At 71.9% G+C, this 14,614-nt stretch carries 11 protein-coding genes; 4 read left to right on the top strand and 7 right to left on the bottom strand.

All coding sequences use genetic code 11. The features are described from left to right. Positions 1 to 7 precede the first annotated feature (7 nt). A complete protein-coding gene (locus MKK68_RS05660; RefSeq protein WP_244029243.1) occupies positions 8 to 1,069 on the bottom strand; it encodes a polysaccharide deacetylase family protein in 1,062 nt (353 codons plus the stop codon). Positions 1,070 to 1,418: 349 nt separating this feature from the next. Between MKK68_RS05660 and MKK68_RS05655 the strand changes: the two genes are divergently transcribed. Continuing rightward, complete coding sequence (locus MKK68_RS05655; protein ID WP_244029241.1) at positions 1,419 to 2,570, top strand: GNAT family N-acetyltransferase; 1,152 nt, start codon at positions 1,419 to 1,421, stop codon at positions 2,568 to 2,570. Positions 2,571 to 2,618: 48 nt separating this feature from the next. Here the strand turns inward: MKK68_RS05655 and MKK68_RS05650 are convergent, their stop codons facing one another. Further along, a complete protein-coding gene (locus tag MKK68_RS05650; RefSeq protein ID WP_244029239.1) occupies positions 2,619 to 4,967 on the bottom strand; it encodes a GumC family protein in 2,349 nt (782 codons plus the stop codon). Between the two features lie 190 nt (positions 4,968 to 5,157). Here MKK68_RS05650 and MKK68_RS05645 point away from each other — a divergent pair, with 190 nt between their 5' ends. The 3 genes from MKK68_RS05645 to MKK68_RS05635 all read left to right on the top strand — a co-directional run bounded on the left by MKK68_RS05645 (position 5,158) and on the right by MKK68_RS05635 (position 8,842). Continuing rightward, the gene (locus tag MKK68_RS05645; RefSeq protein ID WP_147729466.1) at positions 5,158 to 5,781 is read left to right on the top strand and encodes a polysaccharide biosynthesis/export family protein; all 624 of its coding nucleotides are present in this window, start codon (positions 5,158 to 5,160) and stop codon (positions 5,779 to 5,781) included. Positions 5,782 to 5,964: 183 nt separating this feature from the next. Further along, the gene (locus MKK68_RS05640; protein WP_244029237.1) at positions 5,965 to 7,161 is read left to right on the top strand and encodes a glycosyltransferase family 4 protein; all 1,197 of its coding nucleotides are present in this window, start codon (positions 5,965 to 5,967) and stop codon (positions 7,159 to 7,161) included. 148 nt (positions 7,162 to 7,309) lie between these two features. Next, positions 7,310 to 8,842, top strand: a complete 1,533-nt coding sequence (locus MKK68_RS05635) for an undecaprenyl-phosphate glucose phosphotransferase (RefSeq protein WP_243938942.1) — start codon at positions 7,310 to 7,312, stop codon at positions 8,840 to 8,842. Positions 8,843 to 8,931: 89 nt separating this feature from the next. Here MKK68_RS05635 and MKK68_RS05630 read toward each other — a convergent pair whose 3' ends face one another. The 5 genes from MKK68_RS05630 to MKK68_RS05610 form a co-directional block, all read right to left on the bottom strand. Beyond that, entirely contained in the window at positions 8,932 to 9,288 is a 357-nt protein-coding gene (locus MKK68_RS05630) for a hypothetical protein (protein ID WP_147728714.1), read from the bottom strand. A 196-nt stretch (positions 9,289 to 9,484) separates the two neighbouring features. Beyond that, positions 9,485 to 12,037, bottom strand: coding sequence for a TonB-dependent receptor domain-containing protein (locus MKK68_RS05625; protein WP_409567173.1), 2,553 nt, complete (start codon positions 12,035 to 12,037; stop codon positions 9,485 to 9,487). A 267-nt stretch (positions 12,038 to 12,304) separates the two neighbouring features. Next, the gene (locus MKK68_RS05620; protein WP_244029233.1) at positions 12,305 to 12,940 is read right to left on the bottom strand and encodes a hypothetical protein; all 636 of its coding nucleotides are present in this window, start codon (positions 12,938 to 12,940) and stop codon (positions 12,305 to 12,307) included. Next, positions 12,937 to 13,842, bottom strand: coding sequence for an ABC transporter permease (locus MKK68_RS05615; protein WP_187274887.1), 906 nt, complete (start codon positions 13,840 to 13,842; stop codon positions 12,937 to 12,939). The genes MKK68_RS05620 and MKK68_RS05615 overlap by 4 nt, the downstream gene beginning before the upstream one ends. Beyond that, a complete protein-coding gene (locus tag MKK68_RS05610; protein WP_405044378.1) occupies positions 13,839 to 14,612 on the bottom strand; it encodes an ABC transporter ATP-binding protein in 774 nt (257 codons plus the stop codon). Before MKK68_RS05610 ends, MKK68_RS05615 begins: the two co-directional genes overlap by 4 nt. Positions 14,613 to 14,614 lie beyond the last annotated feature (2 nt).

The following is a 14,614-nucleotide window of genomic DNA, read 5'->3' as shown; positions in this document are numbered from 1 at the left end:
GCCGGGCTCACGCCACGTTGAGGCGTCGGCCGCGGTTCCAGGCGAGGAAGGGCACGCCCGAGAGCAGGCCGGCCAGCGCCGCCCGCGACTGGTGGCAGCCGTTGACCGAGACCCGCGGCAGGGCGTGCAGGTGGCCGGCATGGTCGGGGAAGAGGTGGCCCGGCCGCGTCGTCACCGCGGTCTCGAAGCCGAGGTCGCGGGCGAGCGCGAATTCCCGCGCGCCGGCCGACGTCGGATCACCGACCGGATAGGACAGGTGCCGCACCGGCCGCGCCAGCTCCGCCGCCAGCCGGTCGCGACCCTCGCCGATCTCGCGGAGCGCCACCTCGGCCGCGTGCTTGGCCAGCATCGGATGGCTGCGCGTGTGCGCGCCGAAGGTCACCGCCGGGTCCCGGCCCAGCGCCCTGAGGTCGTCCCACGACAGGCAGAGCTCGGCGGCGACCGCGCCGGGGGCGATGCCCGCCTCCCGGCACAAAGCCGCGATCCCGTCGAGCAGCCGCGCTTCCGAGCCGCTGCGCAGGTCGCGGTAGACCGCCTCGAAGGCGAGCGCCTTCTCCTGCGGGCTGCGCGCCGGCAGGTCGACCGTCCGCGTGCCGATCGCGACGCGGACCTGCTCCAGCCGGCCGATCGCCCGCTCCAGCTCGATCCACCACAGCCGCCCGGTCTGGTCGGCGAAGTCGCTGGTGACGAACAGCGTCCACGGCACGCCGTGGCGGCGCAGCACCGGCAGGGCGTGCTCGACGTTGTCGCGGTAGCCGTCGTCGAAGGTCAGCACCGCGAAGGGCGGCCGGTAGCGCGCGGCGGCGAGGCGCTCGGGCACCTCGTCGAGGCCGACGACCTCGAAGCCGCGGGCGTCGAGCTCGCGCAGCGTCGCGTCGAGGAAGTCCGGCGTGATCGAGAGCAGGCGGTTCGGCGCGTAGGGACCCGTCGCCTCCGGGCTGACATGGTGGAAGGTGAGGATCACCCCGAGGCCGCAGGCGGCCGGCGCGAGCCAGCGGTCGGCCCCCGTCGCCGAGACGGCCCGGAACCCGGCCTCGAACAGCCGGTGGCGGTTTCGGGACGACAGCATGGCACCGCCTCGATGGGGCAAGATCGATGAAGCAGAAGCGGGACGTCGCAGGCGATGCCGCACGCCGCGTCGCCCGTTCCTTGTCCCGCCTCGATGTAAACAAAGGCTGAGTTTTCACCGGCGATCCCGGGACCCGAGGCGCGTCGCAACCATGCGTTAGCCACGTCGTCGCTTCGGCGGCGCCGATGCTTCGATCGCACCGCGCCGTACACCCCGGCTTAGGAGCGTGCGCACGAGAACTGGCGCCCGAGACCGATGGTTTGCCGCCTCCGCGAGAGGCCGGCGCGGGGGATGGGCGATGACGGTTCTGGCACGCGGTCCGATGAACCGGGATCTCGCAGGAGCGATCATGGCCCGCGCGGGCGCCCGATCCGGCCTCACCGCCGAGGTCTTCACCGATCTCGATGCCGTCGAGGCGCTGTGGCGCGGGCTCGAGGCCGACCCCGCCTGCCTCGCCACGCCCTACCAGCGCTTCGCCTGGGTCCGCGCCTATGCCGGCGCAGCCGTCGCCCCCGGCGCGCTGCGGATCGTCGTCCTGCGCGATGCCGCCGGCCGGCCGCGCATCCTGCTGCCGCTGGCGGTCGAGCGCCGCCGCGGGATCGCGATCGCCCGGACGCTCGGCGGCGACCACGCCAACTACCACCTGCCGCTCTTCGCCGCCCGCGACGCCGCCGCGGTGCCGGCCGAGGACGTGATCGCGGCGCTCGGCCTGGTCGGGCGCGCCGCCGGCATCGACGTCTACGCGCTCGGGCACCAGCCCCGCACCTGGGACGGGGCGGTCAACCCGCTGGCGATCCGCGGCGAGGCGGCACCGAGCGACGGCTACGGAATGATGCTCGGGCCCGATCCCGAATCGACGCTCAAGCGCGCCTTCAGCGCCGACGCGCGCAAGAAGCTGCGCTCGAAGGAGAAGCGCCTCGTCGAGGCGCACGGCGCCCTCGCCTACCGCAAGGCCGCCGACGGCGCCGAGGCCGCGCGGTTCCTGTCGGCCTTCTACGCCCAGAAGGCGGCACGCTTCGCCGCGATGGGCATCGCCGACCCTTATGCCGACCCCGCGATCCGCGCCTTCCTCACGGCCGCCACCGCGGGCGAGAACCCGGCGGTCGAGATCCACGCGCTGGTGCTGGAGGCGACCGGCCGCGTGCTCGCGACCTTCGGCGGGGCGGTCGACGGGGCGCGCTACAGCGGCATGATGACGGCGTTCGACGCCGACCCCGAGATCGCCCGCTTCAGCCCCGGCGACCTGCTGCTCCACCACCTCGTGCGCGACCAGGCCGCGCAGGGGCGCCGCGCCTTCGACCTCGGCGTCGGCGAGGCCCGCTACAAGGCGAGCGTCTGCGACGAGACCATCCCGCTGGTGGAGGCGACGCTGCCGGTGACGCTGCGCGGCCACGCCTACGGGTTCGTGGCGACGCGGCTCACCCGGCTCAAGCGCCGGATCAAGCGCGACCCGCGCCTGTTCGCCCTCGTCCGGCGCCTGCGGCGGATGAAGGGCGGTTGAAGCGGCTCGAGGCCCCGCCGTCTCCGCACGGAGACGGCGGGGCTCCGGTCACGCCGCCGACAGGCGCAGCGCCATCGGCTCGGTGCGGACGGCGCGGGCCTGAGCCGGCCGGTCCTGGGCGACGAGGACCTGGCCCGCGCCGGAATCCTCGGCGCTGGCGAACAGGTCGCCGAGATCGGGATCGTCGAGGGCCGCGTTCGAGGCGATGATCACGCTGTCCATCAGGCCGCCGAGGGCGGGAAGCAGGGCGTGCGCGCCCGGCTCCGCCCGTAGGCGGCAGACCACCCAGTCGTAGGCCTCGGCCATCGCCTCGACGGTGATCGCCACCGCGTCCGGCTCCTCGAGCAGCACCTCGGTCTCCAGCGAGCCGGCGGCGATCCGGTGCAGACCGGAGCCGCGTTCGGCCTGGATCACGTCGAGGAAGGCGGCCTCCCCGGCGACGAGATCCGTCAGGCCCGGCGCGTCGGCGTCGGAGGCCGGTCCGTTCAGGTCGACCGAGAGCGCGGAGGCCCGGCCCGAGAGCGCCGCCTCGATCGCCCCGACGAGGCTCGGGCCTGCTGCAGGCCGGCCGGGGCCCGCGGTCTCGACGACGAGGAGGGTGCGCCCGCTGCCGGCACGCGGACCGGCTTCGAGGCGGGCGATCAGCGGGGCGAGATCGAACGCCGCGGCGCGGGGCGGCGCCGGCTCGGGCGTCGCGGCGACGGGCAGGACGGGTTCGGGCGCGGCTTCGGCCTCCTCGGCCGGCGCTTCGGCCGCCGCGGAATGGGCCGACGCGCGCCCGGCCGATGCCGGCTCGGGAAAGGCAGGGTCGGCAAAGCGCGGCGCCGCGTCGCGCGGCGCGATCTCGGCCGCGGCCCAGTGGGCGGGGGGGACGGCCTCGGGGAAGGCGAAGCGCTCGGGCCGCTCGGCCGTGGCGTGCGCATCGGCCGCCTCCGCCTCGCGCTCGCGCCGCCCGCCGCCGGTCGGATCGGACAGGAGGTGGCGGGCGATGACCGCGCCGGCGGCGAGCATCAGCGTCAGCAGGGTGGCGAAGGCGACGATCGGCAGCTTCTTGGGGAAGGACGGGATCTCCGGCGTCACCGCCCGCGAGATGATGCGCGCGTCGGCCGGCGTCGCGCTCTCGCCGTCGCGGGCGGCGGCCTCGCGGTAGCGCGACAGGTAGGATTCGAGCTGCTCGCGCTGGACCTTGGCCTCGCGCTCGAGGGCGCGCAGCTGGATCTCGCTGGTGTTGCCCTTGACCACCACGTCGCGCTGGCCGTCGACCGCCGCCTGCAGGCTCTCGACGCGGGAGGCCGCGATCTTGGCGTCGTTCTCCAGGGTGCGCCCGACGCGCTCGGCCGAGGCCTTGATCTGGGCGTCGAGATCCTGGAGCTGCGCGGTCAGCTCCTTGATGCGCGGATGTGCCGGCAGCAGCGTGCGCGATTCCAGGGCGAGCTGCCCGCGGATCGTGATGCGGTTCTCGACGGTGCGCCGGATCACCTCGTTGTTGGCGACGTCCGGGATCTCGAAGGCGCGCCCGTCCTTGATCATCTCCTTGACGGCCTTCGCCCGGCCGGCGAGGTCCGCCTTCAGGATGCGGGCCTGCGACAGCTGGGTCGAGAGCTCGCCGAGCTGCTGGGCGTTGAGCGGCTGGCCGGTGGCGCCGGTGGAGCCGACGAGGCCGTTGCCGGCGCGGTAGGCCTCGACCCGCGCCTCGGCCTCGGCGACGCGCTTGCGCAGGCTGTCGATGTTGCCGCCGAGCCAGGTCGAGGCGTAGCGCGCGGTGTCGACCTTGGCCGCCTCCAGGGCCGCGATGTAGAGCTCGGAGACGGTGTTGGCGCCCTTGGCCGCCAGCTCCGCGTCCTTCGCGCGGAACTCGACCGAGAGGATGCGCGACTTGCCCGCCGGGAAGACCAGCAGCCGCTCGAAATAGGCTTCCAGCACCCGGTCCTCGGCCGGACGGTCGAGGGGGTTCTTGGCGAGCCCGAGCATCATCAGGGTGCGCTGGACCGGGCCGATGGTGCCGGCGCTCGGATCGAATTCCGGGTTGCCGACGAGGTTCAGCCGGCGGATCGCCTCGCGGGCGAGGTCGCGCGACATCATCACCTGGACCTGGCTCGCCACCGCCTGCTCGTCGATCGGCGGGACCTGCTCGGCGCGCTCGGAGGCGGTGCGGGCGAAGGCGGCCTCGCGGCTCTCCAGCAGCAGCTTGGCCTCGCCGGTGTAGCGCGGCGAGACCACCTGGACGAACACCGTCGACAGCCCCGCGACGACCAGCGTCGGCACCGCGATCCAGTGCCAGGACCGGCGCAGCAGCGCGGGAACCTGGGCCAGGCTGATGCCGTCGGCCGGGGCCGGCCTTTCGGCGAAGGCCGGCCTCTCGCTGAAGGCGGCCGCGCGCGGGGCGATTCGGGACATGGCACGATCTCTTGGCGATGCCGGGCCGCGACTGTGCCCGCGCATCAACACGTGAGATCAATAGAACCTGTTAAGGTTGCCTGAGAGTTAAGGCCGGCCCGATGCGGACTGCTCCGACGCGGGGCGACAGCATTTCTTAACCTTAACGGATTACGCCACGACCGATCAGGCAATCACGACGGCTGTGGTGATGAACCGACGCGTACTCCTCCTCGTCCTCGCCGCCAGCCTCGGGCTCGGCGGCTGCCTGCGGCCGGACTACCGGACCGCCCAGCTCGACGCCACCGGCACCGGCTCGATCGGCGCGCGCTACCCGCTCGCGGCCGGCGACAAGCTCCGCGTCATCGTGTTCGGGCAGGACAACCTGTCCAACATCTACGCGGTCGACGGCGGCGGGCGCATCGCGATGCCGCTGATCGGCGTCGTCCAGATCGGCGGGCAGACCACGGGGCAGGCCGCGCGCACCATCGAGGCCAAGCTCGCCGCCGGCTTCGTGCGCGAGCCGCACGTCACCGTCGAGGTCGACGCCTACCGCCCGTTCTACATCCTGGGCGAGGTCACCACCTCGGGGCAGTATCCCTTCGTCAACGGCATGACCGTCGAGACCGCGGTGGCGATCGCCGCCGGGTTCGGCCCGCGGGCGGCGCGCGACTACGCCGTGCTCACCCGCGAGGGCAAGGGCGGCGCCGCCTCCGGCCCCGGCCTCGAGCCGACCAACGAGGCCGGCCGCGAGGGACTGGTCTCGGGCATCGTGCCGATGACCTATCCCGTGCGCCCCGGCGACACGATCGTCATCAAGGAGCGGTTCTTCTGAGGCGCCCGCTCGTGCGAAGGGGATGGAAGCCGGCGCGTTAGGCGACCGTTGACCTTCGCATCGGGAAAAGGCGGCGCCGCGGCCCGGCCGATTCGGGCCGGCACCCGCGCTTAACCGGCTGGACAGGGCCGGCATGGCACGCAGGCGAGGCCGGCCGAACGCGCCGGCCTGGAGACGTCCGCCGTGACCCCGTCCGTCAGCCCTTCGGATGCCGAGCCCCGCCGCATCCTGCACGTGTTCCGCGCGCCCGTCGGCGGCCTGTTCCGCCACGTGGTCGACCTCGCGCGGCTCCAGACCGCGGCCGGCCACCGCGTCGGGATCGTGTGCGACGCGACCACCGGCGGCGAGCGCGCCGTCCGGGCGCTGGCCGATCTCGCGCCCTGCCTCGACCTCGGCGTCACCCGGATCCCGATGCGGCGCAACCCGCACCCGTCCGACCTCGCCTGCCTGCGCGCGGTGGCGGCCCGCGCCGACGCCGCAGCCGCCGACGTGCTGCACGGGCACGGCGCCAAGGGCGGCGTCTACGCCCGCCTCGCCCACGTTCCCCGCGGTCGGCCCGTGATCCGCGCCTACACCCCGCATGGCGGCAGCTACAATTACCGGCCCGGCAGCCTGCTGCACCGGGTCTACATGGGCGCCGAGGGTCTCCTCGCCCGCCGGACCGACGTGTTCCTGTTCGAGAGCGAGTACGTCGCCGGGCGCCACCGCGCCTATGTCGGCACCCACGGCCGCGTCAGCCGCATCGTCCACAACGGCCTGAGCGAGGCCGAGTTCGCGCCCGTGACGCCGGCGGCCGACCCGTTCGACCTGCTCTACGTGGGCGAGCTGCGCGACGCCAAGGGGCTGCCGATCCTGCTTCAGGCCCTGGCGCTGCTGCGCGCCGAGGGCCGCCGGGTCCGGCTGTTGATGGTCGGCTCGGGCCCGGATGCCGGGCAGCTCCAGGCCAAGGCCGAAGCCCTCGGCCTCGCCGGCGCCATCGCCTTCGAGCCGGCCCAGGCGATCCGCTCCGTCCTCGCCCGCGGACGGATCATGGTGGTGCCGTCCTTCGCCGAGTCCCTCCCCTACGTGGTGCTCGAGGCCGCCGCGGCCGCCCAGCCGCTGGTCGCCACCGATGTCGGCGGCATCCCCGAGATCTTCGGCTCGGCCGCGGGCGATCTCGTCCCGGCCCGCGATCCGATCGCGCTGCAGCGGGCGATCGCCCGCGTCCTCGACGAGGCGCCCGAGAGCCGCGTCGCCCGGTTCCGCACCTTGAGCGACTCGGTGCGCCAGCGCTTCTCGATGGAGCGGATGGGCGCCGACGTGCTCTCGGGCTACGCCGCCGCCTTCCGGGCCCGCCGCCCCGCGGCATCCGCCGAGCCGGCCCGCGTCGGGGCCGCCTGAGCCCCGGACCCTCGCACGAACGTGATTCCCGCCCGTCGCGGGCGCGCAGAAGGACGGCGGCGGCGCCTGCAGCTTTAAGTAATCCGATAGGTCGGTTTGAGACACTTCCCGGCAGGAACTAGCCCGCTGGACTGCTGGGAAGCGACCGATGAGTGCCTTCGACGTCCGTGATCTTCTGAAGGTCGCCGGACACGGCGAGACCGCGGCGGCCCGCTTCGCCGAGCCCGCGCCGCAGGCGGCGCCGCTGGCCGAGACGGTCTCCGTCCTCCCGGCCCAGGCGATCTCGCCGGTGGTGATCGCAGGGCTGGTGCGGGCGGCGGAGTTCGTCCTGATCGGCTGCCTCGGCGCGGGCCTGCACCTGACGCTGCTGCGCGGCGTGGTTCCGTTCGGGCTGACCTATGCCGGGGCGGTCGTCGCGGTGGCCGCCCTGGCGATCGCCGCCTTCCAGGCCGCCGGCACCTACCGGATCGGCGCGTTCCGCACCTTCTTCAAGACCGCGATCAAGATCTCGGCCGGCTGGATGCTCGCCTTCCTCCTGGTGGCGACCGGCCTCGTGCTGGCCAAGGTCGCCGACCATTACTCCCGCCTGTGGCTGGCCGCCTACTTCGCCGGCGGCCTCGGCCTGCTGCTGACCGGCCGGTTCGTCCTGTCGCGCGTGATCGTGGCGCAGACCCGGAAGGGCCGTTTCGACCGGCGCACCGCGATCGTCGGCGGCGGCAAGGCCGCCGAGGAACTCATCGCCGCCCTCGAGACGCAGAGCGAGGGCGGCATCCGCATCGTCGGCGTGTTCGACGACCGCAACGACGACCGCTCCACCGACGTGGTCGCCGGATACCCGAAGCTCGGCACCGTCAGCGACCTCGTCGCCTACGCCCGTGCCACGCGCCTCGACCTGATCGTGTTCACGATCCCGATCTCGGCCGAGGGGCGCATCCTGCAGATGCTCTCGAAGCTCTGGGTCCTGCCGATCGACATCCGCCTCTCGGCGCACGCGACGAAGCTGCGCCTGCGCCCGCGCAGCTACTCCTATCTCGGCTCGGTGCCGGTGCTCGACGTGTTCGATCGCCCGATCGCCGACTGGGACGTGGTGATGAAGACGGTGTTCGACCGCGCGGTCGGCCTGCTGATGCTGGCCGCGCTCGCCCCGGTGATGATCGGCGTCGCGCTCGCGGTGAAGCTGACCTCGCGCGGCCCGGTGTTCTTCCGGCAGAAGCGCCACGGCTTCAACAACGAGCTGATCGACGTGTTCAAGTTCCGCTCGATGTACGTCGACGCCTGCGACGCCACGGCGGCGAGGATGGTGACCAAGGGCGATGCGCGCGTGACCCCGGTCGGCCGGTTCATCCGCAAGACCTCGCTCGACGAGCTGCCGCAGCTCTTCAACGTGATCAAGGGCGACCTCTCCCTCGTCGGCCCTCGTCCGCACGCGCTGCAGGCGAAGGCCGCCAACACGCTCTACGACCAGGTCGTCGACGGCTACTTTGCCCGCCACAAGGTCAAGCCCGGCATCACCGGCTGGGCCCAGGTCAACGGCTGGCGCGGCGAGACCGACACCAGCGAGAAGCTCCAGCGCCGGGTCGAGCACGACCTGTACTACATCGAGAACTGGTCGGTGCTGTTCGATCTCCAGATCCTGCTGACCACGCCGTTCGCCCTCTTCAGGACCGAGAACGCGTACTGACCGGGCCGGGGCAGGCGGGACCCGGAAAACGAAGACAGGGCGGCTCGCGAGAGCCGCCCTGTCCGTTCGTTGCGGACGCGGCGAAGCGGCTACGGCAGCGCGCCGGCCTTCTCCTTGGCCTTCATGATGGTGTCGCGGCAGGCATCGGCCTTGCCGGCCTTGTCCTCGCCGCGCGCCTTCTCGACGAGGTCGCGAGCCTCCTTCACGCCGCCGGCGGTGGAGGTCGTCGACGGGTCGCTGGGCTTGCCCCCGGGCGGCGCGGACAGCGCCTTGTCGGAATTCGACGAGGTCGTGCCGCCCACCGGCTCCTTGCCGGTCACCTTTTCCGCGCCGGCGCTGTCGAGGCGCCGCTCCAGCGTCGCGATCTCCTCGGAGCAGGAGCTCGCGAAGGCGGGCGCCGCGGAGACGAGGAGGAGGGCGGCCGAGACCGCGTGGACCAATCGCATGAGAACTCCCTGAAGCTTTTCGCGCGGGCGAGTGGCCCGCGTCGTTTCGGTTGCAGGGGGCAAGCGACGAAGCGCGACCGTGTTCCGGTGGCGTGAGGCCGCAGGCCCGCACGCGCCCCGCCGAACGCGAAGGGGGCGCGGACCTCCCGGTCCACGCCCCCTCCTCCCGGGCCCGTGGGGCAATCGATCCGCGCGGTCAGTACTTGCGGATGATCGGCTCCGCCATCGGGACCGGATCGGGGCCGAAGGCGTAGCGGATGCCGCCGTAGATCGAGAGCGGCTGCGCCAGCGTCGTCGTGCGCGGATCGTTGATGGTGAGGTTGCCGGCGACGGGCCCACGCTCGGCGAAGGTGCCGAAGTTGGCGTAGCGGTTGTTGGTCAGGTTGGTGATCAGGCCGAAAACCTGAAGGTTCGGCGTGACTTGGTAGGTGGTGTTGAGGCCGAGCACGAGGTAGGCCGGCAGCTTCGGGTTCAGGTTCGACTCGTCGCCGCGATAATAGGCGGAGGAGAAGGCCTGGAGGTTCATGCCGAAGCGCCAGCCCGGCAGGACGAGGTAGTCGAAGCCGACCTTGAACTGGTGGTTGGGGATCAGCGGCACCTGGTTGCCGCGGGTCACGGCGATGGCGCCGTCGTCGGCCAGGGGGTTGTTGGGCGAGGACAGGGTTCCGTTGAACTGGAAGGTGGCGTCGATCAGGGCGTAGTTGGCGTAGACCGAGAGGTCGCCGCGGGTGTAGTCGGCCGCGACCTCGATGCCCTGCCGCTGGGTCGCCGGCACGTTGACGAAGTAGCCGCGCGCCGCGTTGCCGGGGGTCGCGAGCTGGATGATGTCGTTGGCGAGATCGGTGCGGAAGGCGCCGACCTTGTAGGTCACGAGGCCGCCCTCGTAGACGTTCGGGATCTGGCCGCGGATGCCGACCTCGTAGGTCTGTGCGGTGACCTGCTTGAGCGGCGGGTCGGCGACGAGCGAGTTCGGCAGCAGGCAGGGCCGGTCCGGGTTGGAGCAGGCGGTCTCGAGCGGCGTCGGCGCGCGGTTCGATTCCGAGTAGCCGCCGTAGAGCGACAGGCCCGGGGTGAAGCGGTAGGTCAGGCCCGCCACCGGGTTGATCTTGTTGTAGTAGTAGGTCCCGTTCACGTCCGGCGAGAAGCCGGTCTGGTCGGTCGTCGTGAGGCGGGCGAAGTTCAGGCGCGCCCCGGCCGTGAGCGACAGCGCGTCGGTCACGTCGAACGTGTCCGTCGCGTAGAGGCCCATGTAGAGGTTCGAGCCGATGACGTTCGAGGGCGCGATGCCGAGCGCGGCCGCGGTCCGCAGCTGCGTCGTGCCGAGGCCGGGGATGGTGCCGTAGTACGGGTTGTTCGGATCGGTGGTCACCCGCAGATCCGGGTTGATGACGCCCAGCGTGCTCGACGACTTGAAGCTGAAGTCGGCGACGTCGATGCTGCCGCCGACGACGAAGCTGTTGCCGAAGCCGAAGATCTTGTCGCGGTTGGCCGCCTGGAGCGAGCCGCCGTAGCTCGTCGCCTCGGTCTTGGTCACGTCCAGCGTGCCGTAGGGCACGTTCGGGGTGAAGGGGATGCGCCGGTTGTTGGCGCCGAGGATGGTGAACTGGTTGCGGAAGGCGAGATTGGACTGTCCCGGCGCCTGGGCGAAGCCGTCATCCTCGAAGCAGAGGAAGCCGCGGTTGCTCGACTGGCGGCTGCAGTTCTCGAAGTTGCCGTCGTTGCCGTCGACGTAGGTGTTGCTGAAGCGGCGGAAATAGGCGTTTCCGGCGAGATCCCAGGTCGGCGAGATGTCGACGCGGCCGGTCACCTGCATGGTGCCCATCTCGGTCGTGGTGGTCTGCGGGAAGGTGAAGATCGCCCGCGGGTCGACATGGGTGAAGTCCACCGGGGTCGCGGCGGCCGCGCCGAAGAAGGTCCGCGCGAAGTTGCCGATCAGGTGGAACTCGGAATCGAGGGTGCGGTAGCCGAGGTCGGTGTAGAGGCGCCCGATCGTCGACGGGCTCTCGTAGCGCCATCCGCGGTCGTTGAGGCCGTCGCCGTTGAAGTAGAAGCTCCACGGCCCGATCACCTTGCCGTACTCGAGCGAGCCGGCGATGCGGCCGTCCGAGCCGCCGAGCGCGGTGACCTCCGTGCCCTGCCAGGTGAAGCCGTTCTTCATCTGGATGTTGACCGCGCCGCCGATGGCGTTGAGGCCGAACACCGGGTTGCCGGTGACGATGTCGATGCGCTGGATCGCCGTCGGCGGGATCAGGTCGAACTGGACGGTGTCGCCGAAGGCCTCGTTGATGCGCACGCCGTTCTGGTAGACGGCCAGGCCCTGCGGCACGCCCTGCACCGGCGAGGCGGTGAAGCCGCGGTAGTTCACGTCGGTGCGGTTGGAGTTGCCCTGCGAATCCGACAGGTTGAGGCCGGGCGTGCGCCGCGCCAGCGTGGCCACCGCGTTGAAGGTGCCGCGATCGATGTCGAGGTCGGCCGCCGTGACGGTCTCGACCGTGCTCGGGATCTTGCAGAGCGGCTGCTCGCCGCCGCGCAGGCGCGGCAGGCCGGCGGAGGAGAGCGGCGCCGCGCTCGGCGACACGACCGGGGTCGCGCCGAGCGGCGGGGCGGCCAGCGTGCTGCCCGAGCCCGACCCGCCGACCGGGGTCGTCGCCACGACGCTGATCTCCGACAGCGTCACCGAACTCTGTGCGTAGGCTGCACCCGGCAGCAATGCCACCGAGGCGATCAGGCTTCCGCGAAGCGCCCGCATTGTCATTCCCCAACCCCGAACCGTCGAACAGCGTGCCCCCTCTGCGGCGGGCTTGCCCAGCACTCATGCAAGGCGCGTCGAGATCGGACAATCGCGGGACGACCGTGATCCGGCGGAAAACGCCGCTCACGGGGCCGTTACGCACGGAAACGGATGACCCGTGGTCCGCGTGCAACAGATTTTCTATGTCTCATCAAAGGCTTAGGGAGTGTTCGGCAATGCTGCCCGGGACGATTCGGCAACCCGGTTCCGGGTCGCCGGGCGGCGTCAGAGCCTGGCCTGGATCTTCTTGGCGATCTCGCCGAGGCGCTGCTCCAGGAGCTGCGGCACCTCGCAGACGTAAGTCAGCGACTGGCTGCGCTCCTGGAAGATGCGGCGATCCCAGGCGAACTTGGTCTCGATGTCGGATTGCTCCTTCGAGACCTCGCGGGCGTCGGCCGCGCTCGGGCCGTCCTTGGTCTGGCTGATGGTGTCGGCCTCGTCGCGGATGCGCTCGGCCATGCGGCGCTGTCCCTGCGCGTAGCGCGCGATCCCGCCCATCACCTTGTCGCGCTCGCCGTTGATGACCTCGAACACGCCCGCATAGACGTGGGCGAGGCCCTTGGCCTTGTCGGCCGCCGGCACCTTGGCGACGTAGGCGTCGATCAGCGGATCGACCTCGGTGAGCTCGGTCCGGCGGGAGGCGAGCTTCTGCGCCAGTACCGCGGCGTCGTTGTCGTCGCCCCAGGCGCCGGCGGCGGCGATGTCCGGCCCGGTCCAGAACTGGCCGGGGCTCAGGGTCGCGACCTTGCGCTGGACGCAGGGCCAGTCCGGGTCGGTCCTGGGCTGCGCCAGCGCGGGCGCGGCGAGGCCGGCCAGGGCGAGGCCGAGGGCGGCGAGGGAGCAGAAGCGGGAAGCGATCATGACGGGTCTCCGGCCGGGCCGCCGCGCCGGGCCATGATGCCGCGGCCGGGATCGTAGGCGACGACGGCGAGGGTGAAGAAGGCGAGGGTCACGCCGAGCACGACCGCGCACGAGACCGGCTCGAACTGCCCGTAGAGGGCGAAGCGCACGAGCTGGACGGCGTGGGTGAAGGGATTGCACTGGCAGATCCAGTACAGCGTCTCCGAGGATTCGCGGATGCGCCAGAGCGGGTAGAGCGCCGACGAGGCGAAGAACATCGGGAAGATCACGAAGTTCATCACGCTGGCGAAGTTCTCGAGCTGCTTGACCATCGACGACAGCAGCAGGCCGATCGAGCCGAGCATCAGCCCGGCGGCGATGAATGCCGGCAGGGCCGCGAGGTAGCCGACGGCCGGGATGTCGAGGTCCCAGAACCAGGCGATGGCCAGGAAGGCATAGGCCTGCACCACCGAGACGGTGACGCCGGCGATCAGCTTGGCGAGCAGCAGCAGCCAGCGCGGATACGGGCTCGTCAGCAGCACCTTCATCGAGCCGACCTCGCGGTCGTAGACCATCGAGAGCGAGGATTGCATGCCGTTGAACAGCTGGATCATCACCGCCAGCCCCGGCACCACGTAGACCTCGTAGAGCACGTAGGTCTGGTACGGCGGCTCGATCGACACGCCGAGGGTGTTGCGGAAGCCCGCCGCGAAAATGAACAGCCATACCAGCGGCCGCACCAGCGCCGAGAAGAACCGCTCCTTCTGGTTGAAGAAGCGCAACAGCTCGCGCCGGACGATGCCGCCGAGGCAGATCAGGTAGCCGACCCCGTCGAGCCGGCCGAGATGGGCGGGCGGGCGCGTCGCGTCCGCCGCCACGGTGCGGGCGTCGACCGCCGTCGGCGTGCCGATGGGCGTGCTCATGCAGCCTCCCTCGCCGGTTTGGCCGGCTCGGCCACGAGCCGGCGGAACGCCTCCTCGAGGGTTTCGTCGGCCCCGCCGATGGTGCCGGCCCGTCCGCGCGCGACGATGCGGCCCCGGTGCAGCACCACCGCGTCGTCCTCCGCCGCGATCTCCTCGAAGATGTGGGTCGCCCACAGCACCGAGAGCCCCTCCTCGCGCACGAGCGCGCGGACGATCGCGACGATGTCGGCCCGCGATTCGAGGTCGAGGCCGACGGTGGGCTCGTCGAGCAGCAGCAGGCTCGGATGGTGGACCAGCGAGCGCGCGATCTCGATGCGGCGCGACTGGCCGCCGGAGAGCGTCCGCACCTTGTCGGCGCGCCGGTCCGCCAGCCCGACCCGGTCGAGCAGCACCGCGATCCGCGCCTTGGCGGCTTTACGCGCGATGCCGTGAAGCGCCGCGTGATAGAGCAGGTTCTGCTCGACGGTGAGGTCGGTGTCCAAGGTCCGTGCCTGGAACACCACGCCGAGGCGGGCGAGCGCGCGCGACGGCTCGCGGTCGAGGGCGTGGCCGAAGATCGCGACCCGGCCGTGGCGGTTGTTGTAGAGCCGGGTGATCAGGGAGAACAGCGTGGTCTTGCCGGCACCGTTGGGCCCGAGCAGCGCCATGAAGCGCCCGCGCTCGACGGTGATCGACACGTCCGACAGCGCCCGGCGCGCGCCGAAGCTGTGGCTGACGTCGGCCACCTCCAGCGCCGGGGCCTCGCCCGCCGGACGCCCGCCCGCACCCATCG

This window comes from Methylobacterium sp. E-016 (assembly GCF_022829745.1).
Lineage (GTDB): Bacteria > Pseudomonadota > Alphaproteobacteria > Rhizobiales > Beijerinckiaceae > Methylobacterium.
This window is presented reverse-complemented; position numbering and strand designations above follow the sequence as displayed.